Here is a 26,143-nt window from a genome sequence, read left to right as displayed (position 1 = left end):
GGCCCGCGCAGAATACGGGCGTCTCGTGAACCGGCCCTCACGCTTACGGGGTGGTTAATGAACGATTGGCTGGCATGCGGATGGCGTGACGGCGCACTTCACCGCCTCGCGACCGGCCCGCAAGCAGCATCGTGTTACCCGCAACGGGTCAACTCGGAGGCAACACCGTGGATAAGAACCGCACTGAAGGCATGAAGAACCAGGTCAAGGGCACGGTCAAGGAAGTGGCTGGCAAGGTGACCGGGGACAAGTCGCAGGAAATCGAGGGCAAGGTCCAGAAAAATGTGGGCAAGGTGCAGAACGAAGTGGGCAAGGCCAAGGACGACGCCCGCCATTGATGTCTGATCCGCTGCTCCCATGTGGAGCGGCGGACTCCCCTTGCCTGTTGTCGTTGTACCCAGCAGGATCTCCGGACTGCGACATGCGGCATCCTGGCGCGGGAGATCGAAAATGCAGATGCGGGGGAATTGTCTAGCGGCAAGTGCCGTCACGCTGAAGATCAGCGTTGTGTTCTGGATACTGGTGGCCTTGCGGACTCCGGGCGGGGCGCCTTGGGACGCCCCCGCGTTCTGGACCGTTGTCTATCCCGTCGCACTGGGTATTGCCGCAGTTCTCGGCGCCTGTTTTCCCCGGCGGGCGTGGCTATGGGGCCTGCTGATGATGGTGCTGCAGTTGCCGGTCGTCGCCGTGGTATCGGGCGTCGGCCCATTGTTGCTGCCCGGTCTGGTGTACGCACTGGTGATGGCGCTACCTTCCATGGCGATCGCCGCGGCGGCAGGAGCACTGCGTCGCCGCCTGCGTCGGACGATCGGAACATGATGGCGGAGAGAGTGGGATTCGAACCCACGGAAGGTTTGACCCTTCGCCGGTTTTCAAGACCGGTGCCTTAAACCGCTCGGCCATCTCTCCTCATGCGGTCCGGCCGAGGCCGGGCGCGTATTCTCGCATGGGCGACCCGGTTTGCCCAAGGCCGCGTGCGGCATGCTCAGCCGGCGTCTACAGCCAGGGCGCCCAGGGCGCTGGCCCGGATCTTCTCTTTGGCCCGTTCGCAGGCGCCACCGCAGTCCAGCCGCGAGGCCTCCAGTTGCGGCGGCAGGTGCTCGGCCAGGAAGTCGATGAACACCCGCACCGCCGGCAGCAGGCCGCGGCGGGAGGCGAACACGGCGTGGCAGATGCCCTGCGGCAGCGACCATTCCGGCAGCACCACTTCCAGCTCGCCGCTGCGCACGGCGTCGGCGCAGACGGTTTCGGGCAACATGGTGATGCCGAAGCCGTCCTTGACCATGCTCTGCAGCAGCGGGAAGTCGAACCCCGCCACTCGCGGCTGCAGGTCGACGCGGCGCACCGCGCCTTCCGGGCCGTGCAGCTCCCAGCGCTGGCGGGCCTCGTCTTCGCTGATGCTCAGGGTGACGTGATTGGCCAATTCGTCCGGGTCTTTAGGGCGGCCGGCGCGGTCCAGGTACTTGGGGCTGGCGACCAGCAGTTCCTGCACCTGGCCAAAGCTGCGCATCACGAGGCTGCCGTCATCGTCCAGGCGCGAGCGCACGCGCAGGGCGACGTCGTAGCCTTCGTTGATGATGTCGACACGGCGGTTGCTGATGTTCAGCTGCAGGCGCACTTTCGGATACTGGGCCAGGAACTTCGGCAGCAGCTTGGGCAGCTGCATCTGCGCCAATGACACCGGCACGCTTGCCCGCACCAGGCCGCGTGGCTCGGCGCTGAGCCGGTCCACCACTTCGCGCGCGGCCTGGGCTTCGGCCAGCATCGTCTGCGCGTGGCGGTGCACGCTGGTGCCGACGTCGGTCACCGCAAAGCGGCGCGTGGAGCGCTGCAGCAGGCGCACGCCAAGATCGGTTTCCAGCTGGCTGATGCGGCGGCTCAGACGGGATTTGGGGATGCCCAGGGCACGTTCGGCCGCGGCAAAGCCGCCGTGGTCCACCACCATGGCAAAGTAGTACAGGTCATTGAGGTCGTGCATACCTAAGTTCCAGATATAGAACAATACGTGGTATTCAACCACCTTTATCCCAACGACGCAACAACCTAACCTGTTTTCCGTCGGCGGCGCCTTGACCGCCCTTTCCCGGATACAGGTGATAGCCATGAAGCTTCTTCACATTGATGCCAGCGTGCTGGGCGACAACTCGGTTTCCCGCCAGCTCTCTGCAGCGGTCGTCGCACGATTCAATGAGACCGTCGAGAATCTCGATGTAACCTACCGTGATCTCGATCGTAATCCCATTCCCCATTTGAGTAGTGGTTCGCTGGCCCAGGCGGATGCCGCTGAAGCGACCGACGCCGAAGCGGTGATGCAGCAGTTCCTGGCGGCCGACGTGATTGTCATCGGCGCGCCGATGTACAACTTCAGCATTCCGTCGACCCTGAAGGCCTGGATCGACCGGGTGGCGGTGGCCGGGCGCACCTTCAAGTACACCGAGAACGGCCCGGTGGGCCTGGCCGGCGGCAAGCGCGTGATCATCGCCAGCTCGCGTGGCGGCATCTACACCGATTCGCCGGCCGACTTCCAGGAGCCGTTCCTGCGCCAGGTGTTCGCCTTCATGGGCATCACCAACGTGGAATTCGTGCGCGCTGAAGGCATTGCCTACTCGCCCACGCATCGCGAAGAGGCGATTGCCGCAGCGCTGGCCAGCCTGCCGGCGGCCGAGTTTGAAGAACCTGCCGAAGCCTGAGTGTTTCAGGGCAGGCGTTGAGTCCTCGTCGGACGCCCTGCCCGGGCCGGAACTCCCCTCCCCCTTCCGGCCCACCCTGCGGCCCCGCGTTTGCGGGGCCGTTTCTTCTTGAAGCAGCCACGACATACAGCACACCCGCCTTTCGGCGGGTGTGCTGGTTACGCGATGGTGTCCAGGCCACCCATGTAGGGCTTCAAGGCATCCGGTACGGTGATGCTGCCATCGGCGTTCTGGTAGTTTTCCATCACCGCGATCATTGCGCGGCCGACGGCCACGCCCGAGCCGTTGAGGGTGTGCACCAGTTCCGGCTTGCCGGTTTCCGGGTTGCGCCAGCGCGCCTGCATGCGGCGCGCCTGGAAGTCGCCGCAGTTGGAGCACGAGGAGATTTCGCGGTAGGTGTCCTGCGAGGGCAGCCACACTTCCAGGTCGTAGGTCTTCACCGCCGAGAAGCCCATGTCGCCGGTGCACAGCAGCACCTTGCGGTACGGCAGGCCCAGCTTTTCCAGCACCACTTCGGCGCAGCGGGTCATGCGCTGGTGCTCGGCTTCGCTGTCGGCCGGCGCACACACGGTGACCAGCTCGACCTTCTCGAACTGGTGCTGGCGGATCATGCCGCGCACGTCGCGGCCGCCGCTACCGGCTTCGGCGCGGAAGCACAGCGAGTGGGCGGTCATGCTCAGCGGCAGGCGCTCAGCCTCGATGATCTCGTCGCGCACGATGTTGGTCAGCGACACTTCCGAGGTCGGGATCAGGTAACGGGTGGATTCACCGACGGCGGTCTTGAACAGGTCGTCTTCGAACTTGGGCAGCTGGCTGGTGCCACGCAGCGATTCCGGGTTCACCAGGACCGGGACGTTGGTTTCCTCGTACCCGTGCTCGCCGGTGTGCAGGTCGAGCATGAACTGGGCCAGGGCGCGGTGCAGCCGCGCGACCGGGCCGCGCAGCACGGTGAAGCGCGAACCGGACAGCTTGGCACCGGCTTCGCCGTCCAGGCCCTGGTTGCGGGCGCCGAGCTCGACATGGTCCAGCACCGGGAAATCGAAGCTGCGCGGGGTGCCCCAGCGCTTCTGCTCGACGTTCTCGGATTCGTCCTTTCCGTACGGGACGTCGTCGGCCGGTACGTTGGGGATACCCATCGCGATGGCTTCGATCTTCTCGCGCAGCTCGTCCAGGGTGACTTCCGAGGCCTTCAGCTCGTCGGCGAAGGCGGCCACTTCGGCCATGATCGCCGAGACGTCCTCACCCTTGGCCTTGGCCTGGCCGATGGCCTTGGAACGGCTGTTGCGCAGGCTCTGCAGCTCCTGGGTGCGGATCTGGATGCGCTTGCGGTCGGCTTCCAGCGACTCCAGCCCGGAGACGTCCAGCTCGAAACCGCGCGAGGCGCGCAGGCGTTCGGCAAGTTCGGCGGGCTGTTGGCGGAGCAGGGCTGGATCGAGCATGGCGTTTGGACAGTAAGGTCAGGTCTGGAGGGGGATTATCGCCTGTAATCGGCTTTTCTGCCGCCCGGTTCATTTCCGGCGTGGCAGAATCGGGGGGTTCATCATGGTATGGCTCATGTCCGCTTCCCGTTCCTCGTCTGGCAAGAACATCACCTTCCAACTGCCCCGGCGCAGCCTCATGATCGCCGGGATCGCCTTTGGCGTCGGCGTGCTGCTGTTCCTGGCGGTGTGGCTGGGCAACCGCAACAACGACTTCTACAAGGCCGGCCCCGCGCAGACCCCGCAGGACGTTGCCGAGGTCGAGCCGCTGCCCGAACCGCTGCCCGCCGCGGCCGGGTCCAGCGACATGCCCGATGCCAAGCCGCTGCCGGTGGAGGACGAAAAGCCGCAGCTGGTGGAAACCGCTCCGCCGCCCGCGCCGGCCGCCCCGGCCGCTGCCGCGCCTGAGACCGCCCCCGTGGCGATGGCCGCCGGCGACCGCCCGCAGCCGATTGCCGACCAGTCGCCGCCGCCGACCTACCCGCCTGCCGCCCTGCGCAACGGCGTGGAAGGCAGCGTGGTGGTACGCGTGGATGTGGACGCGACCGGCTACCCCATGAACGTAACCATCATCCAGCGCAGCGGCTCGCGTGACCTGGATCGCGCCGCCACGGATGCCGTGCGCCGTTGGCGTTTCCAGCCGGCGCAGAGCAACGGCGTTGCGGTGCCGGGCAGCATCGAAGTGCCGTTTGATTTCAAAGCGCAATGAAATTGCGCGGGTAGGTGCCCACCGTTGGTGGGTACACATTCAAACAACGCCGTAGGTCGCCCACCGTTGGTGGGCACGCATTTTGAGAACGCGGGTAGGTGCCCACCGTTGGTGGGCACGTTTGAAGACCGCGCGAGGTTGGCGTAAAGGTTCGGCTCATCATGCTGAACCTCTATGGGAATGCAGTCATGGCGTTGACGCATCGGTGACACACCTGCAACCCGGCTCAGGCAAGACTGGCGTCGTCAACTCGACTCCAGGAGTCCGCCATGAGTGTTAGCCATGCACACGAGATGCCTACGTCGCCGCAGCAGCAGCGCGACATCATTGACGAGCCGGGCCGTCGCCGTACCTCCCCGATGCTGTGGATCGCGCTGATTGTCGCGATGTTCGCCGCCGCGCTGGTGTGGTTGCGCTATGCCAATCCCGATGAGGGCGCCATGGCGCCGGTCGGCGAACGCATGCTGCCCGCTACCGAAACCCCGGTTGCCGTCACGCCGGCGCCGGCCAAGCGTGAAGCGGCGCCTGCCACCACGCAGCGTCGTGCCGCGCCGGCAGCCGTCCGGGATCGCGATGCGCGCCCGCTGAGCAGCAACGCCAAGCCGGTGTATCCGCGTTCGGCGCTGCGTAGTGGCGTGGAAGGCAGCGTGATCGCCAGCCTCAACGTTGACCCGCGCGGCCAGGTGACCGACGCGAACATCGTGCAGCGCTCGGGTGGTCGCGACCGCGACCTGGACCGTGCGGTGCTCAGCATCGTGCGTGACTGGAAGTTCGAGCCGGCGATGCACAACGGCCGCGCTGTGGCCAGTGTTGTTCGCGTGCCGGTGGATTTCCGTACCGAGCAGCGGTAACCCGCATCTGAAAAACGGCGGGGGAGCCGGGAGCCGACCCTCTGGTCGGCTCCTTTTTTTACGCGAGGTTGAAGCCGGCGGTGCGGGCGATGCCGTCGAAGTCGGGGAACGAGGTGGCAACGTTGGCGATGTCGTTGATGCGCACCTCGCCGCTGCTGAGCTGGCCGGCGATGGCAAACGCCATGGCGATGCGGTGGTCGCCGTGGCTTTCGATGGTGCCGCTGCCCAGCTCATGACCACCGTGGATGGTGGCACCGTCTTCGGTTTCATCCACCTGCACGCCAAGGCTGCGCAGGCCGGTGGCCATGGCGGCGAGACGGTCGGATTCCTTGACCCGAAGTTCGGCGGCGCCACGCACCACCGTGTTGCCCTGCGCGGCCGCCGCTGCGACGAACAGCGCCGGGAACTCGTCGATCATGTCCGGCACCAGCGCTTCGGGAATCTCGGCGCCGTGCAGCGGTGCATGGCGGACCACCAGGTCTGCAACGGCTTCCCCGCCCTGCTCTGCATGGTTCTCTTCGCGGATATCCGCGCCCATCAGGCGCAGGGCGGCAAGCAGGCCGGTGCGGCGCGGGTTGAGACCGACCTGGCGCAGGGTCAGCGCCGAGCCGGGAATGATGCTGGCCGCCACCAGGAAAAATGCGGCCGAGGAGAAGTCGGCCGGCACCGCGATGTCGGTGGCGCGCAGGCGCTGGCCGCCGCGCAGGCGGGCCTTGCCGGGCGAAAACTCGATCTCCACACCGAACGCGCGCAGCATGCGCTCGCTGTAGTCACGGGTCGGGTGCGGTTCGGTCACGGCAGTGTCGCCCTGCGCATACAGGCCGGCCAGCAGCACGGCCGATTTGACCTGCGCGCTGGCCACCGGCGAGGCAAAGTCGATGCCGTGCAGCGGCTGGCCGCCGTGCACGCGCAGCGGCGGGGTGCCATCGGCCTCGGTGTCGATCTTAGCGCCCATCTGCGCCAACGGGCCGGTCACCCGGCGCATCGGACGGCGCGACAGCGATTCGTCGCCCACCATCACCGAATCGAACGGCTGCGCGGCGAGCAGGCCGGCCAGCAGGCGCATGCCGGTGCCGGCGTTGCCGCAATCCAGCGGGCCGGCTGGTGCCTGCAGGCCATCCACGCCCACGCCGTGGACGATGCGCTGCGACGGCGACGGGGTTTCAATGCGCACGCCCATCTGCGAGAAGATCGCGGCGGTGGCGCGGGTGTCTTCGCCTTCCAGGAAGCCATCGATGTGCGAAACGCCATCGGCCAGTGCGGCGAACATCACCGCACGATGCGAGACCGACTTGTCGCCGGGAATGGTCAGGCTGCCCTGCAGGGGCTGGCCCTTGCGGGCGGTCCAGGAAGCGGAAGCGGTCATCGGTGAATCCTGTAGAAAGCCGCCGGTGAAGGCAGCGATGATGCGGAATGACGGTAAGCGGTGCCGCGCGCGGGGCGCCGGCACCGGGGTCTCAGGGCACGGCCACCGGGTAGGAACCCAGCACCTTGATCTGTGCCGAGTGCGCCTTCAATTCGGCCAGCGCGGCCTGCATGGCCGCATCATCGATGTGGCCGGCGAGATCGATGAAGAAGCCGTACTCCCATTTTGCGTTGTGCGACGGGCGCGATTCGATGCGGTTCATGCTGATGCCGTGCCGCGCGAACGGACTGAGCACGTCGAACAGCGCGCCGGGCTTGTCGTGGATGAACACCAGCACCGAGGTGCGGTCGTGGCCGGAGCTCGGGAAGAACTGGCGGCCCACCACCAGGAAGCGGGTGGTGTTGTCGGCGTCGTTCTGGATTGGCTTGGTCACGACCTTCTTCAGGCCGTACACGTGCCCTGCACTTTCGCCACCAATGGCGGCGGCGTCATCGGCGTTGCGGGCGCGGCGCGCGCCTTCGGCATTGCTCGATACCGGCACTTTTTCGGCCTTGGGCAGGTTGGCGCGCAGCCACGAGGAGGTCTGCATGAACGACTGCGGATGGCCGTACACGCGTTCGACATCTTCCAGCCGGCCGCTGCGCGACATCAGGTACTGCTGCACGCGCAGTTCGACTTCGCCACAGATCTTGAGGTTGGAGGTAAGGAACATGTCCAGGGTGATCTGGATGGTGCCCTGCCCCGAATTCTCCACCGGCACCACGCCAAAATCGGCGTTGCCCGCTTCCACTTCCTGGAACACTTCTTCAATGCTGGCCAGCGGCAGGCCCAGCGCCGAACGGCCGAAGTGCTTGAGCACGGCCTGCTGACTGAAGGTGCCTTCCGGGCCCAGGTATCCGATCTTGAGCGGCTCCTGCTGGGCAAGGCAGGCCGACATGATTTCGCGGAACACATGCACCAGCACTTCGTCGCTGAGCGGGCCCTCGTTGCGGTCCACCACCATGCGCAGCACCTGGGCTTCGCGTTCGGGGCGATAGTAGTCCACGGCCGCAGCAAGCTTGCCCTTGGCCTTGCCGACCTGGTGGGCGAACTGGGCACGCTCGGCGATCAGCGCCTGGATGCTGCGGTCGATGTGGTCGATCTTGGCGCGCACATCCGACAGCACCGGAGCGGCGACGGCGGGTACGGCGTCGGCCTTGGTTTTGGCGGGCTTGGCGGCAGGTGCCTTGGGCTTGGCGGGTTTGTTGGCCATCAGGGTATCCAGTTACAGATGTCGGGAGCGTCAGCCGTTGCGCTGCTGGAAATCGCGCATGAAGGCGGCCAGCGCCTGGGCGCCTTCCACCGGCAGCGCGTTGTACAGCGAGGCGCGGATGCCGCCGACGGCCTTGTGGCCCTTCAGCGCCAGCAGCCCGGCGGCCTTCGACTCGCTCACGAAACGTGCGGTGAGGCTTTCGTCGGGCAGGAAGAACGGAATATTCATCCGTGAACGCGCGGCAGGCACGACTTCGTTGCGGTAGAAGCCACCGGAGGCATCGATGGCGCCGTAGACCAGCGATGATTTGACTGCATTGCGGCGTGCAAATTCTTCCACCCCGCCCTCGGCCAGCATCCACTGGAACACCAGCCCGGCCAGGTACCAGTTCCAGGTGGGGGGGGTGTTGAGCATGGAGTCACGAGCGACGTGCGAGCGGTAATCGAAAATGTCCGCGCGCGGCTGGCCACTGCGCTCGAGCAGGTCGCGGCGCACGATCACCACCGAAACGCCCACCGGACCCAGGTTCTTCTGGGCACCGGCATAGATCAGGCCGTAGCGGGAAACGTCCAGCGGTTCGCTGGCGATGGAAGAGCTGAAATCGGCGAACAGCGGCGCATTGCCGACGTCCGGGGTGTCTCGGAACTCGACGCCATGGATGGTTTCGTTCGCGGTGATGTGCACGTAGGCGGCATCGTCGGACAACTGCCATTGGCTGCGCGGCGGGATGTCATGGAAACCACCGGCCTCGCTGCTGGCGGCCACGTTGACCCGCACGTAGGGGCTGACCTGCTTGATCGCGGTCTTGCCCCAATGGCCGGTGAGCACATAGTCGACGGTCTGCCCGGGGGCGGCGAAATTCAGCGCGAGCAGGGCCTGCTGGGTGGTCGCTCCACCGGCCAGGAACATCACCGCGTAGTCGTCCGGCACCCCGAGCAGGCGGCGCAGGTCTGCTTCGGCCTGGGCGGCAACGGCCATGAACTCCGGGCCGCGGTGGCTCATTTCGACAATGGAGGCACCAGCGCCGTTCCATTCCAACATCTCTTCCTGCGCCTGGCGCAGGACCGATTCCGGCAGGGTTGCAGGGCCGGCACTGAAATTGAACGCGCGCGTCATGTCACACCTATGGGGCAAGACCCCTAGTATGCCGCAGCGCACCAGCCTTTAGGCCTTGCAGGACAAGGGGAAATTGGTTGCATCCGAATCTATCGGCGCCGCCACACGACCGACGGTCGTGTACTACCGGCGATCGTGCGCCGTGGCGGTAGCGCCCGACCGTTGGTCGGGCGACGCGTTCACCGCGCGCCGAACCACAGCAGCAGGCTGATCAAGCCGGCCAGCAGCAGCGCGCTGCCGAGCAGCCACGGCCAGCGGCTCACCCGCTTCGGCTTCGCCAGCGGTTCCACCGGCGATGGCAGGTCGAGCAGCTCATCTTCTTCCACGCTGGCCACGCGTTTGCGCCCGTCGTGCGGGACTTCCAGCACGAACCGGTGCTGGGCATCGAAGACCAGCTGGTCGCCGGGCTGCAGCCAGCAATGGCGAACGCTGACGCCATTGACCCGGGTCGATTCGCCTGCGCCCAGATCCCGCAACAGCAGACGCTCGCCATGGCGCTCCAGGCGCGCGTGCTGTTCAGCGAACGCCGGGTCGTCGATGACGATGTCTGATTCGGCTCCGCGGCCGATCACCCGTGGGCGGTCCAGGGTGAAACTGCGGCCGTGATGCTGCCCGCCGACCCCGCGCAGCAGGCGCTGGTCTTCTGCGACGTCATCGCTGCGCGACGGGGCATGGCTGAGGGCTTCGCATTCGCCCTGGATCAACATTTCCACGCCGTCGGCGTAGACCGCGTCGCCGGGCCGCAGCAGCGTCATCCGCCTTACCGGGCGACCATTCACGTGAATGCCGCGCATGCCGGTGGCCACCTGCAGCCACAAGCCGCGGTCGTCCAGGCAGAACTGGGCCAGCAGCAGGGTTCCGGCGGCGTCGCCGCCGAGGCGGACGCTGCCCGACGCATGACGCACGATGCGCTGTACCCCCGGCCGCAACGGCTGGTCGGGGTGTTGGCGATGAGTGAAGTGAACAAGCAGGTTCTGCACGCGGCGCAGCCTAGCAGGTTGGGCGTCCGTCCGGATAGAAGTGTGACGCACGGCTTGGAGTTGGCTGAGCAGATGCGCACAATGCATCCCCCGCTACGTCAGCCGCCCGCAGGAGCCAGCATGTCCAAGATCGATATCCTCCATACCCACGCCCAGACCGATGACGCCGCGCGCACGGTCATCGAAGACATGACGAAAAGCCTCCAGCAGAAGTTTGGCGTCCAGGCCGATTGGGTTGGCAGTGCATTGACGTTCAACGGCTCGGGCGTTGACGGCCGGATAGCGCTGCTGCCCGGCCAGGTCCACGTTGCCGCCGAACTGGGGTTTCCGGTATCCATGATGAAAAGCATGGTCGAAGGCGAAATCCGCCGCGTGCTGCAGGAAAAGCTCGCCTGAACCACCGGCGAGGAGGAACCGCGCCATCACACCGCACAATCGAAGCGCTGGGTAGGATCGGGGGGTGGCCACTCACAGGATCGCCCCCCATGAACACGCATGACGACTACGATGACCGCACCCCGGGCGAAAAGCCCTCGCTGCAGGACCAGGCAGAGCGCTTCTCGCGCCAGCTGACCGGTTCGGCCAAGCAGATCTGGCTGGCCGGGCTTGGCGCGTTCGCGCGCGCCCAGGCCGAAGGAACCCGCGTTCTGGATGACCTTGTCAAGGAAGGCGAAGCCGTCGACGCCCGCAATCGAGAGCGGGCCGGCGACACGCCGCGCTGGCGCGACAACGTCGAGGAACATCTGGGCGAAGCGCGGGAAAAGGCCGCCGGGACCTGGGACAAGGTCGAAAAGGCCTTCGACGACCGCGTCCAGGGCGTCCTCAAGCGCCTGCATATTCCCACGGCCGAGGATGTGGCTGCGCTCAATGCGCGGATCGATGCCCTCACCACCCGGCTCAACCGCGCCGAGGCCCGCAACGCTTCGCCGAACGCGGACCCGCGTCCAGGTACTCACCAGTCCCCCGGTTCGGACCCCTGACCGGCGCCCACACGCAACCGTACTGTGATTGTTGCAAAGCAACACGACTTTGTTGACAATCCAGCCAGACCCGCCAATTGCTTCTGCGCCGTTTGTTCCCTCCCCTCACGGCTAAGGATTGGCGGGTTTTTTGTGTCCGCAATTTGAGAACGGCATCCCGCAGACAGACCCGGGCGCATATAAACTGTGGTCCACGCCTCCGTGTTCATCCCTGGGTCCCATGTTCTCCTGGTTTCTGGCTCTGCTGCTGGCCTTCGTTGTCTGGTCCCTCGCCGCGGCCTACTTCTGGCTGGTGAAACGTCGCCGCAAGGAGACCCGGCTGGGGCTCAGCGCGTTGGCCGGGATGCACTGGCGGGACTTCTCCGCGATCGTGCGGCGCGCACTGCACGAGCAGCGCGGCCTGCAGGACGTGACCGGCGATGCCGACGACAGCCGTGAGCCCAGCAGTGACTTCCTGATGCAGGATGCACAGCACCAGCGGTTCCTTGTGTCATGCAAGCATGGCCGCGCTTACCGGATCGGCCGGGCGGCGGTGAATGAGCTGGGCGCCGCGGCGCGTCTGGCCGGTGCCCGCGGCGGCATCCTCATCACCGAGGGCATGGTTGAACGGGATGGCCGCTCGACCGCCGAAAAGCAGAGCGTTGAAGTGCTGGACGGCAGCCTGTTGTGGCCGATGCTGCAGCCCTACCTGCCCGGTGACGTGGAAGCCCGGGTCAAGCACGAGGCACGCCGCGAGGCGGTGCGGCGCATCTCGATCGCCGCGCTGGGTTCGCTGACCCTTGGCCTGCTGGTGGGCATGGGGTACCTGACCTCACGTCTGGACCAGGCAGCGCAGACGCCTGCACCGGTTGAGGCACCGCCTCCGCCGGCGGCCACCGCGCCCGCTCCAGCGGCCCCTGCACCGGCGCAACCATCCAGCCCGGCGCCGGCCGCCGCAGCCGGTGCACCGACGACCGCCGCGCACAGCACTGCCCCGAACCAGATCCTCGGCACCATCGCCGACCCCGATGCGGCCACGCTGGCGGTCTACCAGCGCGAACTGGCAACGCTGCTTGCCCAGCAGGAGGGCGTGCTCAGCGCGTTCTGGCAGACCCGGCAGACGCTGGCGGTCAACCGTTCGGCCGAGATCGACGAGGTCTGGCCGCGCATCTGCACCCAGGTGAAGCGCTATCCGGCACTGCGCACGGTGCGCATCCAGCTCAATCCCCGCATCAACACCGACGAGCCGGTGCGCTGGCGCCAGTGCGCCACCTCGTAAGCTTCACCGCGCGCCGGGCGCGAACCGGGCCACCAAGTCCCAGGCATCGCCCAGGAACATCTGCCGTACACAGGTGATGGGCTGTTCGCCGCGCCAGGTGAGGCGGTCGATCACCAGGCACGCGGTGCCCAGCGGCACTTCAAGCAGGGCCGCTGCCGCGGCATCGGCGCCCCACGCGCTGATCCGGTGCTGGGCGCGGGTCCAGGACACGTTCTGCAGCAGCCAGCTGCCCGGCGCGGTCGTGTTGAAATCCACGTCCAGCACTTCGGGCACCCCGACCGGGCTGATCAGCCGGTGTTCGAGCGCCAACGGCTTGCCGTCAGCCCGGTGCAGGCAGCGCATGGCCAGCAGTTTCTCGCCAGCGGACAATGCCATTTCCTCATCCACCTGCGTGTTGGGCACGCGGTAGGCGCGGTCCAGCAGCTGGTAACCGTACGCATGGCCGCGCGCGCCGACTGCCATGGCGATGTCGGGAATCTCCAGCGCCACCTGTTCCAGGTGCGGCGGCTGGCGCGCTACGAACGAGCCGGCACGACGCCGGCGCTCGATCATGCCGCTCTCGGCCAGCGCGGTGAGCACCTTGTTGACGGTCATCCGCGAGCAGCCGTACTGCTCCATCAACTCGTGCTCGTACGGGATGCGGAACCCCGGCGCCCATTCGCCGCTCAGGATGCGGCTCTCGAGCTCGGCACGGATGCGCTGGTTGAGGGTTTCGGCTTTCTTGCCGGTCACGCGGGAATCCTGGTAGGGGTGGCAGCCACGTTCAGTGCGCGGCAAGCACGCCGCGCAGGGCGTGGGCAAAGCGCGCTGCAACGGCGTCGCGCTGCAGGTGGCGGCCATGCCGTACCAGCTCGCGCCCTCCGCGCCAGACCGATCGGACGGCGCCATTACGAGCGGCGAACACCCAGCTGTCAAGCCAGGCATCGCCTTCGCGCGCGATCAGCGTCGGGTGCTGCGGGTCCAGTTCCACGACGTCGGCCGGCGCACCGGGCTGCAGGCCAGTGATCACGCCCAAGGCCTGCGCGGCGCCCTGCAGCGACTGTTCAAACAGCCAGCGCCCGCTGGACACGCCTTCCTGCGGGGCGAGCACGTTGCGCCCACGCAGCTGCAGGCGCTGCCCGTATTCGAGCAGGCGCAGCTCTTCGGCCGCATCGATCAGCACGTTGGAATCCGAGCCCACTCCGAACCGACCGCCGCCACGCGCGAAGGCCTGCATCGGGAACAGCCCATCGCCGAGGTTGGCCTCGGTGATCGGGCACAGCCCGACCACCGCACGGCTGGCCAGCATGCGCTGCACTTCGTCGGCATCCACGTGGGTGGCATGCACCAGGCACCAGCGTTCATCGACGGCGACATGTTCGTACAGCCAGCGCACCGGGCGCAGCCCGCTCCAGGCCACGCAGGCATCCACCTCGCGGGTCTGCTCGGCGATGTGGATGTGCACCGGGCCGTTGTTGAGCGGCAGCAGCGCCGCCAGCTCCTCGCCAGTCACCGCGCGCAGGCTGTGCGGTGCGATGCCCAGCACCGCATCGTCCTGCCCGCGCAGCGCATGGCGGCAGCCGTCGAGCAGCGCGGCGAACCCGTCCACGTCATGCAGCAGCCGGCGCTGGGCCGGGTTCGGCGCGGCGCCACCGAAATCGGCGTGCGCGTAGAACACCGGCAGCAGGGTCAGGCCGATGCCACTGCCCTGCGCTGCCGCGGCGATGCGCGCGGCCATCTCGGCGCGGTCGGCATACGGCGAGCCATCCGGGGCATGGTGCAGGTAGTGGAACTCGCCCACGCGGGTGAAGCCGGATTCGAGCATCTCCACGTAAGCCTGTTCGGCGATGGCCTGCACCGCATCGGGCTGCAGGTGGGCCAGGAACCGGTACATCAGTTCGCGCCAGCTCCAGAAGCTGTCGCCGCTGCGCCCGCCGATTTCCGTCAAGCCGGCCATGCCGCGCTGGAAGGCGTGGCTGTGCAGGTTGCCCAGGCCGGGCAGCGCGATCGCCAGCGCGGTGTCCCCGGGCTGCGCGGCCGCGCCCGGGGTGACCGACTGCAGGGTGCCGCCGGCGCAGACGATGCGCACATCGCGCGCCCACCCCTGCGTCAGCAGGGCATGGTCGGCGTGGAAAGCGAGGACGGAAGCGGGGTTGGCTGGCATCACTGGACATCCCGGAAGTGGCGCCTATATTGTATAGACATATAAGCCGCCGTGGTTGCTGCCATGCACTGTGACACCCTCTGGACCAACGCCCACCTGATCACCGTCGACGGCCCCGGGCTGGGCGTGATCCGCGACGGGGTGATTGCCGCCCACGAAGGGCGCATCGTGCACGTCGGCCCGGCAGGTTCCGAAACGCACCTGCGGCCGGCCCGGCGCGTGGACTGCGGCGGGCGCTGGATCAGCCCGGGACTGGTCGACTGCCACACCCACCTGGTGTACGCCGGTAACCGCGCCAACGAGTTCGAACAGCGCCTGCAGGGCGTGAGCTATGCCGACATCGCCCGTGCCGGCGGCGGCATTGTCTCCACCGTACGCGCCACCCGTGCCGCCAGCGACGCGGAGCTGCTGGCCGCCAGCCTGCCGCGGCTGGACGCGATGCTGGCCGAAGGCCTCACCACGGTGGAAATCAAATCCGGCTACGGTCTCTCGCTTGAAGACGAAACCAAGCAGCTGCGCGTGGCCCGCGAGCTGTCGCGGCAGCGCGCGGTCGAGGTGGTACCCACCTTCCTCGGCGCGCACGCGGTGCCGCCGGGACGGCAGGCACAGGAGTACATCGATGAGGTGTGCAACGTGATGATTCCGGCGGTGGCTGCGCAGGACCTGGCCGAAGCGGTCGATGTGTTCTGCGAGAACATCGCCTTCAGCACCGCGCAGGCCGAGCAGGTGTTCGTGGCCGCGCAGGCGCACGGGCTGGCGGTGAAGATCCACGCCGAACAGCTCAGCAACCAGCACGGCGCCGCGTTGGCCGCACGCTATGGCGCACTGTCGGCCGACCACGTCGAACACCTCGATGCCGAGGGTATCGCCGCGATGCGTGCCGCCGGCACCGTGGCGGTGCTGCTGCCAGGCGCGTTCTATTTCACCCGCGACACCACCCTGCCCCCGATCGACGCGCTGCGCGCGGCCGCCGTACCACTGGCACTGGCCACCGACAGCAACCCGGGCACCTCGCCGCTGACCAGCCCGCTGCTGGCCATGAACATGGCCGCCACGCTGTTCCGCATGACCGTGGACGAGTGCATCGCCGGCTTCACCCGGGAAGCGGCGCGTGCGCTGGGCCGGCAGGCGCGCGTCGGCCGCCTGGCGGTCGGGCTGGACTGCAACCTGGCCGTGTGGGACATCGAGGCGCCTGCCGACCTTGTCTACCGCATCGGCTTCAACCCCCTGCACGCACGCGTGATGCGCGGCGTATCCGTCTGAACATAGTGATGCCTGGAGATTCCATGAGTACGACCCTGACCCTGCAGCCCGGCGCGGTGACGCTGGCGCACTGGCGCGCGATCTACGACGGTGCCCGCGTGCGCCTGGACCCGGCGTCGGCCGAGGCGGTGCGCCGCAGCGCGCAGACCGTGGCCGATATCGTGGCCAAGGGCGAGCCGGTGTACGGCATCAACACCGGCTTCGGCAAACTGGCCAGCGTGCGCATCGAGCGCGACGATCTGGAAACCCTGCAGCGCAACATCGTGCTGTCGCACGCGGCCGGCGTCGGTGAGCCGATGCCTGCGCCGGTAGTGCGCCTGATGATGGCGCTGAAGCTGACCAGCCTGGCCCAGGGCGCCTCGGGCATCCGCCCGCAAACCCTGGCGCTGCTGGAAGCGTTCCTGCAGCACGACCTGGTGCCGGTGATTCCGTGCCAGGGCTCGGTCGGCGCCTCGGGCGATCTGGCACCGCTGTCGCACCTGGCCAGCGTGATGATCGGCGTGGGCGAGGCATTCGTCGGCGCCGAGCGCCTGCCAGCCGCCGATGCGTTGGCGCGCTTCGGCCTGGCGCCGCTGGTGCTGGGCGCCAAGGAAGGCCTGGCCCTGCTCAACGGTACCCAGTACTCCACCGCCTATGCGCTGGCCGGGCTGTTCGAGATCACCACCGTGTTCCAGGCCGCGCTGGTCACCGGCGCGCTGTCGGTGGAAGCGGCGAAGGGCTCGGACACCCCGTTCGATCCACGCATCCACCAGATCCGCGGACAGCGTGGCCAGATCGCCACCGCAGCGGCGTTGCGCACCTTGATGCAGGGCTCGGCGATCCGCGAATCGCACCGCGACAACGACGTGCGCGTGCAGGACCCGTACTGCCTGCGCTGCCAGCCGCAGGTGATGGGCGCGGCCTTTGATGTGATGCGCCAGGCCGCCACCACGCTGGCGATCGAAGCCAACGGCGTGTCGGACAACCCGCTGGTGTTCACCGATACCAACGAAGCGCTGTCCGGCGGCAACTTCCATGCCGAACCGGTGGCGTTTGCCGCCGACATGCTGGCGATGGCGGTGTGCGAGATCGGTTCGATCAGTGAACGCCGCACCGCGATGCTGGTCGACCCGGCGCTGTCGGGCCTGCCCGCGTTCCTCACTCCGAAGCCGGGCCTGAATTCCGGTTTCATGATTCCGCAGGTGACCGCCGCCGCACTGGTCTCGGAAAACAAGCAGCGCGCCTACCCGGCCAGCGTGGATTCGATTCCCACCTCGGCCAACCAGGAAGACCACGTGTCGATGGCCGCGCATGGCGCACGCCGCCTGCTGCAGATGGCCGAGAACGCGGCCAACGTGGTGGGCATCGAACTGCTGGCCGCCGCGCAGGGCTGTGACTTCCACCGCGGCCTGCGCTCCAGCCATGCGCTCGAAGCGGTGCGTCATCGCCTGCGCGCGCAGGTGCCGACCCTGCAGGACGACCGCTACTTCCACCCGGACATGGTCGCTGCCACCGCGCTGGTGCGCAGCGGCGCGCTGGCCGAAGGGATCGCCGACATCCTGCCGCAGTTGGAGCCACTGGCATGAACGCCCACCCTGACTGGCTGCAGGTACACGAGGGTGATGCTCCGCTGATCGTCAGCTTCCCGCACACCGGCACCGAGCTGCCGGATGCGCTGGTTGGCGATTTCGTATCGCCGTGGTTGGCCCGCCGCGATGCCGACTGGTGGGTGCATGAGCTGTATGACTTCGCGCAGCGCATGGGGGCCACGACGATCCGTTCGGCAATTTCGCGCTCGGTGATCGACCTCAACCGCGATCCCAGCGGCGTGTCCCTCTATCCCGGCCAGAACACCACCGGCCTGTGCCCGCTGACCACGTTCGACAACCAGCCGCTGTACCACCCGGGCCGGGAACCGGATGCAGAAGCGATCGCCCGGCGCCGCGATGCGTATTTCGCGCCCTACCATGCTGCGTTGGCTGCCCAGATCGTTCGCCTGCGCCAGCGGCACGGCACCGTGGTGGTGTACGACGCGCATTCGATCCGCTCGCACATCCCGCACCTGTTCGACGGGCAGCTGCCGCAGTTCAACCTGGGTACTGCCGGCCCCTCCGGCGCACCGGATACCTCCTGCGACAACGCGCTCAGCGACGTGGTGGAGAACCTGTGCCGGATCAGCGGCCTGCCGCATGTGCGCAACGGCCGCTTCAAGGGCGGCTGGATCACCCGCCATTACAGCGACATTGCCAGTGGCGTGCACAGCCTGCAGATGGAACTGGCCTGCCGCGGCTACATGCACGAGCCCGAACAGGTGGACGTGCACAGCTGGCCCACCCCGCTCGACCCCGACCACGCTGCACCGCTGCGCCACACGCTGCAGCAGGTGCTCAGCGCCTGCCTTGAATTCGCGAACTCCCGGAGTGCTGCATGAGCCGTCACGATTCCACCCGCACCATCATCGCCCCCACCGGCAGCACGCTCACCGCCAAGAGCTGGCTGACCGAGGCACCGTTGCGCATGCTGATGAACAACCTGCACCCGGACGTGGCCGAGCGCCCGCAGGAACTGGTGGTGTACGGGGGCATCGGCCGCGCCGCGCGCGACTGGGAAAGCTACGACGCCATCATCGAGAGCCTCACCCGCCTGGAAGACGACCAGACCCTGCTGGTGCAGTCGGGCAAGCCGGTGGGCGTATTCCGCACCCATGCCGATGCGCCGCGCGTGCTGATCGCCAATTCCAACCTGGTGCCGCGCTGGGCGAACTGGGACCACTTCAACGAGCTGGATAAGAAGGGCCTGGCCATGTACGGCCAGATGACCGCCGGCAGCTGGATCTACATCGGCGCGCAGGGCATCGTGCAGGGCACCTACGAAACCTTCGTGGAAATGGGCCGCCAGCACTACAACGGCAGCCTGGCCGGCAAGTGGCTGTTCACCGGCGGCCTGGGCGGCATGGGCGGCGCGCAGCCGCTTGCCGCAGTGATGGCCGGCGCCTCGTGCCTGGCGGTGGAGTGCCGCAGGAGCAGCATCGAGATGCGCCTGCGCACTGGCTACCTGGACACCTGGACCGACAACCTGGACGAAGCGCTGCGCCTGATCGAGGAATCGTGCACGGCCAGGAAGCCGCTGTCGGTGGGCCTGCTCGGCAACGTCGCCGACGTGCTGGACGAACTGCTGGTGCGCGGAGTCAAGCCGGACCTGCTGACCGACCAGACCTCAGCGCATGACCCGGTCAACGGCTACCTGCCGCAGGACTGGACGGTCGAGCAATGGGACGAACAGCGCGTGACCGCACCCAAGGTCGTCGAGAAAGCCGCGCGCGCGTCGATGGCCAACCACATCCAGGCCATGCTCGCCTTCCATGCGCTGGGCGTGCCGACCGTGGATTACGGCAACAACCTGCGCCAGATGGCGCTGGAAGAAGGCGTGGAAAACGCCTTCGATTTCCCCGGCTTCGTGCCCGCCTACATCCGCCCGCTGTTCTGCCGCGGCATCGGCCCGTTCCGCTGGGCCGCACTGAGCGGCGACCCGGAGGACATCGCCAAAACGGATGCAAAGGTGAAGGAACTGATTCCGGACAACCCGCACCTGCACCGCTGGCTGGACATGGCCGCCGAGAAGATCAAGTTCCAGGGCCTGCCGGCGCGCATCTGCTGGGTAGGCCTGGGGGATCGTGATCGCCTCGGGCTGGCATTCAACGAAATGGTCGCCAACGGTGAGCTCAAGGCGCCGGTGGTGATCGGCCGCGACCACCTGGACAGCGGCAGCGTGGCCTCGCCGAACCGCGAAACCGAAGCGATGGCCGACGGCTCGGACGCGGTATCGGACTGGCCGCTGCTCAACGCCCTGCTCAACACCGCCAGCGGCGCCACCTGGGTGTCGCTGCACCACGGCGGTGGCGTGGGCATGGGCTTCTCGCAGCACGCCGGCATGGTGATCGTCTGCGACGGCACCGAAGCGGCCGCCAAGCGCATCGCGCGCGTGCTGTGGAACGACCCGGCCACCGGCGTGATGCGACACGCCGATGCGGGCTACGAGATCGCGATTGAATGCGCGAAGGAGAAAGGCCTGGATCTGCCCGGGATTCTGCACCGGTAGGGTCGCATCCCGATCGACTGCCGATAACCACACCGCGCCCGGTGACGGCATTGCGATGATCGGGATCGCGGCTTCGGTGGGTGACGGCGGCGGCGCAACCTGTTAACTTTCGCGGCCTCTCGCTGGTTTACAGGTCGCACCTGGCCGCCCGCTGCCCCATTTCGTACCGATTCCATACGCATGCCCCCTCTCCTGTCGCTGCACCGCCCCACCCTGTCCACGCTGAGCCTGACCCTTTCCACCGTACTGGTTGCCACCGCCTCCGCCGCCCCGGCTGACAAGCCGACCACGCTGGAATCGGTCAACGTCACCGCCGCCGACACCACCGAACAGGCCCGTGCCGCGCTCAAGCGCGTGCCCGGTGCCGGCAATGTGATCGACCTGGCCCGCACCGACGGCCGCCTGGCCGGCACCGCCGATGTGCTGGCCTACCAGCCCGGCATCAGCGCGCAGTCGCCCGGCAACGAAGGGGCCAAGGTGTCCATTCGGGGCTCGGGCATCAATCGTGGTCCCGGCGCGCATGCGTCCGGCATCTCCGTTTCGCTGGACGGGCTGCCCCTCACCGGCCCGGGCGGTACCCCTTACGAACTGCTGGAGCCACTCTGGCTCAGCCGCGCCGAGGTGCTGCGCGGGGCCAACGGGTTTGAAACCGGTGCGCTGGCGCTGGGCGGCGCGATCAACTACGTCAGCCGCAGCGGTCGTGATGCCGCCGGCCTGGAGCTGCAGTACGACGCCGGCAGCCGTGGCTACCAGAAGCGCAGCGTGGGCTACGGCGGCGTGGCGGGCGACGTGGACTACTTCCTGGCCTACACCGATACCGAATACGACGGCTACCAGCGGCACGCCGCCGGCGACGGCAAAGGCGCAATGGCCAACGTGGGTTGGCAGATCACTCCGGAGCTGGAAACGCGCTTCTTCCTGCGCTACCGCGAAACCAACCACCAGACGCCCGGGCGCCTGACCCGCGCACAGATCCGCAACGATCCCCGCGCGGCCAACCCAGCCAACCTGGCGATCGATGCGCAGCGCCCACAGCCGGGCAGCACCTGGCTGGGCAACGTGACCACGCTGCAGATCGATGGCGATTCCTCACTGCAGGCCGGGCTGGTCTACCACCACTACCCGATGGATCTCAACGAGAGCCTGTATCGGCAGCAGCTGGATTACACCAACCTCAACGCCACGCTGGATTACCGGCGGCAGCACCAGCTGTTCGGGCGCGACAGCGTGACCACGCTCGGCCTGCGCATCACCCACGACCTGGATGCGGACGTGCGCGAAACCCTGCGCTACCCCAGCAACGGGTACCCCGCCGGCACCCACACCCGCGACTTCTCCCACCACGGCACCCACAGCACGCTGCATGCAGGCAACGACCTGGCGCTGAGCGACACCCTGCGCCTGCAGACCGGCCTTGCACTGATCAACACGCGCCACGACGTGCAGGTTACCTGGCCGAGCACCCCCGGGCGGATGTCGGGAAGTGACTGGGATTACGCACCACGCGTGGGCTTCACCTGGCAGCAGACACCTGCCACGCAGTGGTTCGGCAACCTGAGCCGCTCGGTGGAACCGGCGCACCCGTGGTCGATGATCTGGGGCTCGAACCTGTACTTCGCCCCCGGCAACGGTGCCTCCAGTGGGCGCCAGCGCGCACCGGTTGCGCTGGACAACCAGACCGCCACCACGCTCGAACTGGGCGCGCGCGGCGACAGCGCACTGGGCCGCTGGGAACTGACCGGCTACTACGCGCGCGTGCTGCATGAACTGCTGAGCGTGGAAGTCGCTCCGGTGCCGAACCTGTTCGTGGCCGAGAACAACGCCAGCCCGACCGTGCACCGTGGCATCGAGGCCGGGCTGGACAGCACCCTGTGGCAGGGCGCCGACGGTCGCCTCTCGCTGCGCCAGGCGTACGCCTTCAGCGACTTCCGCTACCGCCACGATGCCCGCTTCGGCAGCAACCGCCTGCCGGGCCTGCCGCGCCACTACTACCAGGGCGAACTGCGCTTCGATCATCCGACCGGGCTCTACGCCGCGGTCAACACCGAATACGCCTCGTCGATGTTCGTGGACTACGCCAACAGCTTCCGCGCCGACAGTCATCTGATCTTCGGCACGCGCGTGGGCTTCGATGCCCCGAACGGTCGGTGGCAGGCCTGGGCCGAGCTGCGCAATCTGGGCGATCGCCATTACGCGGCCACCGTCACGCCGGGCTATGACGACGCTGGCAAGGACGTGGCCCGCTCGACACCGGGCGACGGGCGCGGGGTGTACGCAGGCATCCGCTGGCGCTTCAATTGAAGCAGACGGAGCGGCGCCAGTAGAAATACTGGCGCCGGACGCGGGGATTGCCGTAGCCGTACCCGCCTGCACGGCGGAGACTGAATGCCTTCCCTGCCCTGCTGCGGAGCTTCCCGTGAGCCAGATCGCATCGCGCCTCGCCTGTTCCCTCCTGCTCTGCCTGGGCGTTGCCGCCGCAGGCCACGCCCAATCGATGGGCGACACCGCCGCCACCCGTTTCGCCACGCTCGACAGGAACAGCGACGGACTGGTCAGCGAAGACGAGTACGACGGCAGCGCGCTGTTCCGCACGCTCGATGCCGATCACAACTACCGGGTCACGGTCGAAGAAGTACAGGCCCTGCTCGGCCCCGACCGCGATGGCCAGCTCACGGGTGCAGACCGCATCCGGGTCGCCGATCTCAACGGTGATGGCGAGCTGAGCGACGAGGAAGTGCGCCGCGTGGCGGAGATGCGCTTCCAGTCGCTGGACACCAACCATGACAACGACCTGACCTTGGCCGAGCTGCAGGTCGGGTTCTGGCGACCCTAGGCAACGCCGGTCAGACCAGCGAACCCAGCATGAAGTAAGGCAGGTACATCGCAAACAGCACGCCCACCGAGCCCAGCACTCCAGCCCCTAGGCCCAGCAGCCCGGCCAGGATGCGGCCGGCGATGGGCGGGCCCAGGTACCAGCACGCCCCCACCAGCAGCGGCGCCATCCAGGCCAGCAGATAGCCCTGGCTGTAGACGCGGCTGATCCACGGCAATGGCTGGCCGGCGCTGCCGAACATCTCCACGAACTGCGGCAGCAGCAGTGCCCCGAACAGGGTCACCACGAATGCCATGGCCACACTCGCGGCCAACCCCACCCACGGCAGGATGCAGGCACTGCGCTGCAGGAGCGGATGGGTGAAATTCACGCTTGGCTGGGCCCTGCCACGGCGTTGACCACCGCCTCGATCCGGTGACCATCCGGGTCGATGACGAATGCTGCGTAGTAACCGTCGCCGTAATCCGGCCGCAACCCCGCCGCACCGTTATCACGACCGCCGGCCTGGAGGGCGGCGCGATGGAAGGCATCAACTGCCTCACGCGACAGTGCCGCGAAGGCCAAGTGGAAGCCGGCCCCCGGTGCGCTGGCATCGTCCCGGAGCTTCAAGCAAAGAAGATCCTGGTCATCGATCAGTCCGTAACCGATCGCCGTGTCGTCCTCGAACACACGGCGGTAGCCCAACGCGTTCAACGCTGCATCGTAGAACCTGCCGGCAGCAACCAGGTCGCGAACGCCGAGCGAAATGTGGTGCAGCATGTCAGTTCGGCCCATACGACGGCGGCAGCGTGGCGGTGCCCCATTGCGTGTTCTTCGCCGTGCCCAGCTCAAACTCCAGGGTGCCGCCCTTCTGCACCACGCTGGCCGGCAACCAGCTGGCCTCGCTGGGCTTGCCGTCCACGCGCAGCGACTGCACGTACGGTGCGTCCATCGCCGCGCCGTTGGCCGTGATGGTCAGGGTGGCGCCGGGGCGCTGGATGACCGCTTCGCGGAACAGCGGGCTGCCGATCACCAGGTCGGCACGGCCCGGGTACAGCGGGTACAGGCCCAACGCCGACCACACGTACCACGACGACATCTGGCCCAGGTCATCGTTGCCAGGCATGCCTTCGGGCGCGTTGGTCCAGATCTGGCGCATGGCCTGGCGCACGGTTTCCTGTGTTTTCCACGGCTGGCCGACGAAGTTGTACAGCCACGGTGCCGCCACCGAGGGCTCGTTGTCCAGCTCGGCATGCAGCGGGCCCGATTTTGTCACCGCCCACGCGCCGTCTTCCTTGCGGAAGAATGCATCCAGGCGCTGGATGGCCGCGTCGCGGCCGCCAAGCGTGGCGATCAACCCGGCCGGGTCGAACGGCACCATCCACAGGTACTGCGCACCGCTGCCTTCGACGAACTCCTCATCCGAGGCCGGATCGAACACCGGCCAGCTGCCATCGGCATTGCGCGGCTGGATGTAGCCGGCCTGGGCGGTGGCCTTGGGGTTGTACAGGTTGCGCCACCAGCCGGAGCGCTGCCGGAACAGTGCCGCCCCCTCTGTGTCGCCTGCGGCATTGGCAAGTTCCGCAAGGCCGAAATCCGCCGCCGCCATTTCCAGCGTGTCCGAGGCGGTGCCCCAGCCCGGCGCGCCCACCGGCATGTACTTCAGCGCCATCCACTGGTCCAGGCCCGGCCGCTGGCCGACACACAGCACGGGGCAGCCGCGCCGGCTGAGGTCGCGTTCGGTCGGCACCGTGGCCGCCTGCTTGAGCGAGGCATAGGCGCGTTTCAGATCGAAGTTGCGCCCCCCGAACGCGTGGATCGCAGCGACCGACGGCGGCGACGGATCGCCGTTCATCACGCCGGTGGCACCGGTCAGGTGCGTCCAGCGATCCCACACGCCGCCGTTCTGGTCGGCCTGGTTGAGCAGCGACTGCGCGATGTCCGAGCCGACCTGCGGCTGCAGCAGCGTGACCAGCTGCAGCTGCGAGCGGTACACATCCCAGCCGGAGTAGTTGGCGTACTGCGCACGCTGACCCTTCGACAGCGCATGCACCTTGCCGTCCATCCCGCGATAGCGGCCATCGCCGTCACTGAACAGGTTGGGCGCCAGCAGCGTGTGGTACAGCGCGGTGTAGAACACGGTGCGTTCGTCGGGCGTTCCGCCGGCCACGCGCACCTGGCCCAGCGCCTTGTTCCATTCGGCGCGGGTCGCCGCCTGGGTCGCTTCCACGGTCGTGCCGACCGGGCTTTCGCGGCGCAGGTTGGCGCGTGCACCGGCCTCGTCCACGTAGGAAATGCCGACGCGCGCGGTCACCTTCGGGCTGCGCTTGGGATCGAACTGGATCCAGCCGCCTGCACCCTTGCCCACCGGCGGGTGGCCCTGGGTGCCGTAGCTGGTACCGCCACTGCCTTCGCGCGCACCGGCCTGCACGGTCTCGTCGCGCCAGGTGCCGCCGACCTCGAAGGGCTGGTCGAATTCGGCAACGAAATGCAGCGTGTAGTAACTCTCGCGGCGATCCTCGGCGAGGTAACCGCAGAAGTTGCCGGCGGTGACCGTGCCGCGCACGGTGCGCGTGGCCGGATCGATCACGATGCTGGAATCAGTGCTGCCCACCTCACTGTCGGAGGTACGGAACAGCAGGTTGGCCGGCTTGTCGGCCGGGAACTGGAACTGTCCCACCGCCGTGCGCGCGGTGGCGCCCAGGTCCACCACCACGCCGTTGTCGAGCGTGAGCTGGTACGCGCCGGGGCTGGCCGATTCGCGCGTGTGGTCCAGCACGCTGGCATAGCGCAGCCCGGCCTCGGCCGACGACGGCGACAGTTCCACCTTGGTGGTGATCGGCATGATCGGCACATCGCCGCTGGCCCCGGTGCAGCCGGTGCCTGACACGTGGGTCAGGCTGAAGCCGCGCACGCCGTTGCCGCGCCACTCGTACCCGCCCGGTGCCGCGATCGCGAAGCGTTTGCCCGGCAGCGGCGTCATCTCGGGACTGAAGGCCACCATGCCGAACGGCATCGACGGACCCGGATACACGTTGCCGGCATTGGTGGTGCCGATGAAGGGATTGACCTCGGCGGCGAGGTCGGCGGCCTGCAGGGCGCAGGGCGCGGCGGTCAAGACAAGCGAAACGGCAACCAGCATCGAACGGTGCACGACGAACTCCCAAA

25 protein-coding genes and 1 tRNA gene are annotated in these 26,143 nt (G+C 67.6%); 14 read left to right on the top strand and 12 right to left on the bottom strand.

Features of this window, described 5'->3' with window-relative positions:
• Nucleotides 1–167 precede the first annotated feature (167 nt).
• Together ACTJI4_RS11070 and ACTJI4_RS11065 are read left to right on the top strand one after the other, a co-directional pair.
• Entirely contained in the window at nucleotides 168–338 is a 171-nt protein-coding gene (locus ACTJI4_RS11070; RefSeq protein WP_392921751.1) for a CsbD family protein, read from the top strand.
• Nucleotides 339–450: 112 nt separating this feature from the next.
• Nucleotides 451–819, top strand: coding sequence for a hypothetical protein (locus ACTJI4_RS11065; protein ID WP_440869369.1), 369 nt, complete (start codon nucleotides 451–453; stop codon nucleotides 817–819).
• On the opposite strand, the gene ACTJI4_RS11060 is transcribed toward ACTJI4_RS11065, so the two are convergent.
• Both ACTJI4_RS11060 and ACTJI4_RS11055 read right to left on the bottom strand, forming a co-directional pair.
• Nucleotides 820–909: transfer RNA gene (locus ACTJI4_RS11060), tRNA-Ser, on the bottom strand. It lies immediately after the preceding gene.
• Between the two features lie 76 nt (nucleotides 910–985).
• Entirely contained in the window at nucleotides 986–1,978 is a 993-nt protein-coding gene (locus ACTJI4_RS11055; protein ID WP_068854691.1) for a LysR family transcriptional regulator, read from the bottom strand.
• A gap of 124 nt (nucleotides 1,979–2,102) precedes the next feature.
• Here ACTJI4_RS11055 and ACTJI4_RS11050 point away from each other — a divergent pair, with 124 nt between their 5' ends.
• Nucleotides 2,103–2,690: an FMN-dependent NADH-azoreductase gene (locus ACTJI4_RS11050; RefSeq protein ID WP_440869368.1), complete on the top strand. Its 588-nt coding sequence runs from the start codon at nucleotides 2,103–2,105 to the stop codon at nucleotides 2,688–2,690.
• 158 nt (nucleotides 2,691–2,848) lie between these two features.
• Here the strand turns inward: ACTJI4_RS11050 and serS are convergent, their stop codons facing one another.
• Nucleotides 2,849–4,129 carry a serine--tRNA ligase gene (serS, locus tag ACTJI4_RS11045; protein ID WP_440869367.1) on the bottom strand — a complete coding sequence of 427 codons (1,281 nt, stop codon included), beginning with the start codon at nucleotides 4,127–4,129 and terminating at the stop codon, nucleotides 2,849–2,851.
• 115 nt (nucleotides 4,130–4,244) lie between these two features.
• Between serS and ACTJI4_RS11040 the strand changes: the two genes are divergently transcribed.
• Both ACTJI4_RS11040 and ACTJI4_RS11035 read left to right on the top strand, forming a co-directional pair.
• Complete coding sequence (locus ACTJI4_RS11040) at nucleotides 4,245–4,877, top strand: TonB family protein (RefSeq protein WP_440869366.1); 633 nt, start codon at nucleotides 4,245–4,247, stop codon at nucleotides 4,875–4,877.
• 269 nt (nucleotides 4,878–5,146) lie between these two features.
• A complete protein-coding gene (locus tag ACTJI4_RS11035) occupies nucleotides 5,147–5,728 on the top strand; it encodes an energy transducer TonB (protein ID WP_440869365.1) in 582 nt (193 codons plus the stop codon).
• Nucleotides 5,729–5,786: 58 nt separating this feature from the next.
• On the opposite strand, the gene aroA is transcribed toward ACTJI4_RS11035, so the two are convergent.
• The 4 genes from aroA to ACTJI4_RS11015 all read right to left on the bottom strand — a co-directional run bounded on the left by aroA (nucleotide 5,787) and on the right by ACTJI4_RS11015 (nucleotide 10,442).
• A complete protein-coding gene (gene aroA, locus ACTJI4_RS11030) occupies nucleotides 5,787–7,094 on the bottom strand; it encodes a 3-phosphoshikimate 1-carboxyvinyltransferase (RefSeq protein WP_440869364.1) in 1,308 nt (435 codons plus the stop codon).
• 91 nt (nucleotides 7,095–7,185) lie between these two features.
• Nucleotides 7,186–8,346, bottom strand: a complete 1,161-nt coding sequence (gene pheA, locus ACTJI4_RS11025) for a prephenate dehydratase (RefSeq protein WP_440869363.1) — start codon at nucleotides 8,344–8,346, stop codon at nucleotides 7,186–7,188.
• Between the two features lie 30 nt (nucleotides 8,347–8,376).
• Entirely contained in the window at nucleotides 8,377–9,462 is a 1,086-nt protein-coding gene (gene serC / locus ACTJI4_RS11020; protein ID WP_392921728.1) for a phosphoserine transaminase, read from the bottom strand.
• A gap of 179 nt (nucleotides 9,463–9,641) precedes the next feature.
• The gene (locus ACTJI4_RS11015) at nucleotides 9,642–10,442 is read right to left on the bottom strand and encodes an FHA domain-containing protein (RefSeq protein ID WP_440869362.1); all 801 of its coding nucleotides are present in this window, start codon (nucleotides 10,440–10,442) and stop codon (nucleotides 9,642–9,644) included.
• A 120-nt stretch (nucleotides 10,443–10,562) separates the two neighbouring features.
• Between ACTJI4_RS11015 and ACTJI4_RS11010 the strand changes: the two genes are divergently transcribed.
• The 3 genes from ACTJI4_RS11010 to ACTJI4_RS11000 all read left to right on the top strand — a co-directional run bounded on the left by ACTJI4_RS11010 (nucleotide 10,563) and on the right by ACTJI4_RS11000 (nucleotide 12,680).
• Nucleotides 10,563–10,838: a polyhydroxyalkanoic acid system family protein gene (locus tag ACTJI4_RS11010; protein ID WP_440869361.1), complete on the top strand. Its 276-nt coding sequence runs from the start codon at nucleotides 10,563–10,565 to the stop codon at nucleotides 10,836–10,838.
• An 89-nt stretch (nucleotides 10,839–10,927) separates the two neighbouring features.
• On the top strand, nucleotides 10,928–11,422 hold the full coding sequence (locus tag ACTJI4_RS11005; RefSeq protein ID WP_392921720.1) for a phasin family protein: 495 nt from the start codon (nucleotides 10,928–10,930) through the stop codon (nucleotides 11,420–11,422).
• Nucleotides 11,423–11,642: 220 nt separating this feature from the next.
• Nucleotides 11,643–12,680 carry a restriction endonuclease gene (locus tag ACTJI4_RS11000; RefSeq protein WP_440869360.1) on the top strand — a complete coding sequence of 346 codons (1,038 nt, stop codon included), beginning with the start codon at nucleotides 11,643–11,645 and terminating at the stop codon, nucleotides 12,678–12,680.
• A 3-nt stretch (nucleotides 12,681–12,683) separates the two neighbouring features.
• Here ACTJI4_RS11000 and hutC read toward each other — a convergent pair whose 3' ends face one another.
• Both hutC and ACTJI4_RS10990 read right to left on the bottom strand, forming a co-directional pair.
• A complete protein-coding gene (hutC, locus tag ACTJI4_RS10995) occupies nucleotides 12,684–13,412 on the bottom strand; it encodes a histidine utilization repressor (RefSeq protein ID WP_440869359.1) in 729 nt (242 codons plus the stop codon).
• A 31-nt stretch (nucleotides 13,413–13,443) separates the two neighbouring features.
• Nucleotides 13,444–14,823, bottom strand: a complete 1,380-nt coding sequence (locus ACTJI4_RS10990; RefSeq protein WP_440869358.1) for a formimidoylglutamate deiminase — start codon at nucleotides 14,821–14,823, stop codon at nucleotides 13,444–13,446.
• 63 nt (nucleotides 14,824–14,886) lie between these two features.
• Here ACTJI4_RS10990 and hutI point away from each other — a divergent pair, with 63 nt between their 5' ends.
• The 6 genes from hutI to ACTJI4_RS10960 all read left to right on the top strand — a co-directional run bounded on the left by hutI (nucleotide 14,887) and on the right by ACTJI4_RS10960 (nucleotide 22,996).
• Entirely contained in the window at nucleotides 14,887–16,086 is a 1,200-nt protein-coding gene (gene hutI / locus ACTJI4_RS10985; RefSeq protein WP_440869357.1) for an imidazolonepropionase, read from the top strand.
• Nucleotides 16,087–16,109: 23 nt separating this feature from the next.
• The gene (gene hutH / locus ACTJI4_RS10980) at nucleotides 16,110–17,651 is read left to right on the top strand and encodes a histidine ammonia-lyase (RefSeq protein WP_440869356.1); all 1,542 of its coding nucleotides are present in this window, start codon (nucleotides 16,110–16,112) and stop codon (nucleotides 17,649–17,651) included.
• Nucleotides 17,648–18,496, top strand: coding sequence for an N-formylglutamate deformylase (gene hutG, locus ACTJI4_RS10975; RefSeq protein WP_392921704.1), 849 nt, complete (start codon nucleotides 17,648–17,650; stop codon nucleotides 18,494–18,496). The genes hutH and hutG overlap by 4 nt, the downstream gene beginning before the upstream one ends.
• On the top strand, nucleotides 18,493–20,163 hold the full coding sequence (gene hutU / locus ACTJI4_RS10970; RefSeq protein ID WP_392921702.1) for a urocanate hydratase: 1,671 nt from the start codon (nucleotides 18,493–18,495) through the stop codon (nucleotides 20,161–20,163). Before hutG ends, hutU begins: the two co-directional genes overlap by 4 nt.
• Nucleotides 20,164–20,343: 180 nt before the next feature.
• Nucleotides 20,344–22,464, top strand: coding sequence for a TonB-dependent receptor family protein (locus tag ACTJI4_RS10965; protein ID WP_440869355.1), 2,121 nt, complete (start codon nucleotides 20,344–20,346; stop codon nucleotides 22,462–22,464).
• Nucleotides 22,465–22,579: 115 nt separating this feature from the next.
• Nucleotides 22,580–22,996 (top strand): EF-hand domain-containing protein, encoded by a 417-nt coding sequence (locus ACTJI4_RS10960; protein WP_392921698.1) that lies wholly within the window; start codon nucleotides 22,580–22,582, stop codon nucleotides 22,994–22,996.
• Nucleotides 22,997–23,006: 10 nt separating this feature from the next.
• Here the strand turns inward: ACTJI4_RS10960 and ACTJI4_RS10955 are convergent, their stop codons facing one another.
• From ACTJI4_RS10955 to ACTJI4_RS10945, 3 genes are read right to left on the bottom strand one after another with little or no spacing between them, the layout of a single operon-like run.
• The gene (locus ACTJI4_RS10955) at nucleotides 23,007–23,366 is read right to left on the bottom strand and encodes a hypothetical protein (protein ID WP_392921695.1); all 360 of its coding nucleotides are present in this window, start codon (nucleotides 23,364–23,366) and stop codon (nucleotides 23,007–23,009) included.
• Nucleotides 23,363–23,755, bottom strand: coding sequence for a VOC family protein (locus ACTJI4_RS10950; RefSeq protein WP_392921692.1), 393 nt, complete (start codon nucleotides 23,753–23,755; stop codon nucleotides 23,363–23,365). The genes ACTJI4_RS10955 and ACTJI4_RS10950 overlap by 4 nt, the downstream gene beginning before the upstream one ends.
• A gap of 1 nt (nucleotide 23,756) precedes the next feature.
• A complete protein-coding gene (locus ACTJI4_RS10945) occupies nucleotides 23,757–26,129 on the bottom strand; it encodes a GH92 family glycosyl hydrolase (protein ID WP_392921690.1) in 2,373 nt (790 codons plus the stop codon).
• Nucleotides 26,130–26,143: the final 14 nt, after the last annotated feature.

The sequence above is a fragment of the Stenotrophomonas sp. 22385 genome (assembly GCF_052045085.1).
In the GTDB taxonomy this organism is placed as follows: Bacteria; Pseudomonadota; Gammaproteobacteria; order Xanthomonadales; family Xanthomonadaceae; genus Stenotrophomonas.
The sequence above is the reverse complement of the archived record's forward strand: the minus strand, read 5'-3'. Positions and strand labels throughout refer to the sequence as shown.

Excerpts from the sequence above, each read along its gene's own strand:
- ACTJI4_RS11065 (WP_440869369.1), top strand. The coding sequence starts at position 451 with ATGCAGATGCGGGGGAATTGTCTAGCGGCAAGTGCCGTCACGCTGAAG.
- ACTJI4_RS11055 (WP_068854691.1), bottom strand. The coding sequence starts at position 1,978 with ATGCACGACCTCAATGACCTGTACTACTTTGCCATGGTGGTGGACCAC.
- ACTJI4_RS11050 (WP_440869368.1), top strand. The coding sequence starts at position 2,103 with ATGAAGCTTCTTCACATTGATGCCAGCGTGCTGGGCGACAACTCGGTT.
- serS (WP_440869367.1), bottom strand. The coding sequence starts at position 4,129 with ATGCTCGATCCAGCCCTGCTCCGCCAACAGCCCGCCGAACTTGCCGAA.
- ACTJI4_RS11040 (WP_440869366.1), top strand. The coding sequence starts at position 4,245 with ATGTCCGCTTCCCGTTCCTCGTCTGGCAAGAACATCACCTTCCAACTG.
- ACTJI4_RS11035 (WP_440869365.1), top strand. The coding sequence starts at position 5,147 with ATGAGTGTTAGCCATGCACACGAGATGCCTACGTCGCCGCAGCAGCAG.
- aroA (WP_440869364.1), bottom strand. The coding sequence starts at position 7,094 with ATGACCGCTTCCGCTTCCTGGACCGCCCGCAAGGGCCAGCCCCTGCAG.
- pheA (WP_440869363.1), bottom strand. The coding sequence starts at position 8,346 with ATGGCCAACAAACCCGCCAAGCCCAAGGCACCTGCCGCCAAGCCCGCC.
- serC (WP_392921728.1), bottom strand. The coding sequence starts at position 9,462 with ATGACGCGCGCGTTCAATTTCAGTGCCGGCCCTGCAACCCTGCCGGAA.
- ACTJI4_RS11010 (WP_440869361.1), top strand. The coding sequence starts at position 10,563 with ATGTCCAAGATCGATATCCTCCATACCCACGCCCAGACCGATGACGCC.
- ACTJI4_RS11005 (WP_392921720.1), top strand. The coding sequence starts at position 10,928 with ATGAACACGCATGACGACTACGATGACCGCACCCCGGGCGAAAAGCCC.
- ACTJI4_RS11000 (WP_440869360.1), top strand. The coding sequence starts at position 11,643 with ATGTTCTCCTGGTTTCTGGCTCTGCTGCTGGCCTTCGTTGTCTGGTCC.
- ACTJI4_RS10990 (WP_440869358.1), bottom strand. The coding sequence starts at position 14,823 with ATGCCAGCCAACCCCGCTTCCGTCCTCGCTTTCCACGCCGACCATGCC.
- hutI (WP_440869357.1), top strand. The coding sequence starts at position 14,887 with ATGCACTGTGACACCCTCTGGACCAACGCCCACCTGATCACCGTCGAC.
- hutH (WP_440869356.1), top strand. The coding sequence starts at position 16,110 with ATGAGTACGACCCTGACCCTGCAGCCCGGCGCGGTGACGCTGGCGCAC.
- hutG (WP_392921704.1), top strand. The coding sequence starts at position 17,648 with ATGAACGCCCACCCTGACTGGCTGCAGGTACACGAGGGTGATGCTCCG.
- hutU (WP_392921702.1), top strand. The coding sequence starts at position 18,493 with ATGAGCCGTCACGATTCCACCCGCACCATCATCGCCCCCACCGGCAGC.
- ACTJI4_RS10965 (WP_440869355.1), top strand. The coding sequence starts at position 20,344 with ATGCCCCCTCTCCTGTCGCTGCACCGCCCCACCCTGTCCACGCTGAGC.
- ACTJI4_RS10950 (WP_392921692.1), bottom strand. The coding sequence starts at position 23,755 with ATGCTGCACCACATTTCGCTCGGCGTTCGCGACCTGGTTGCTGCCGGC.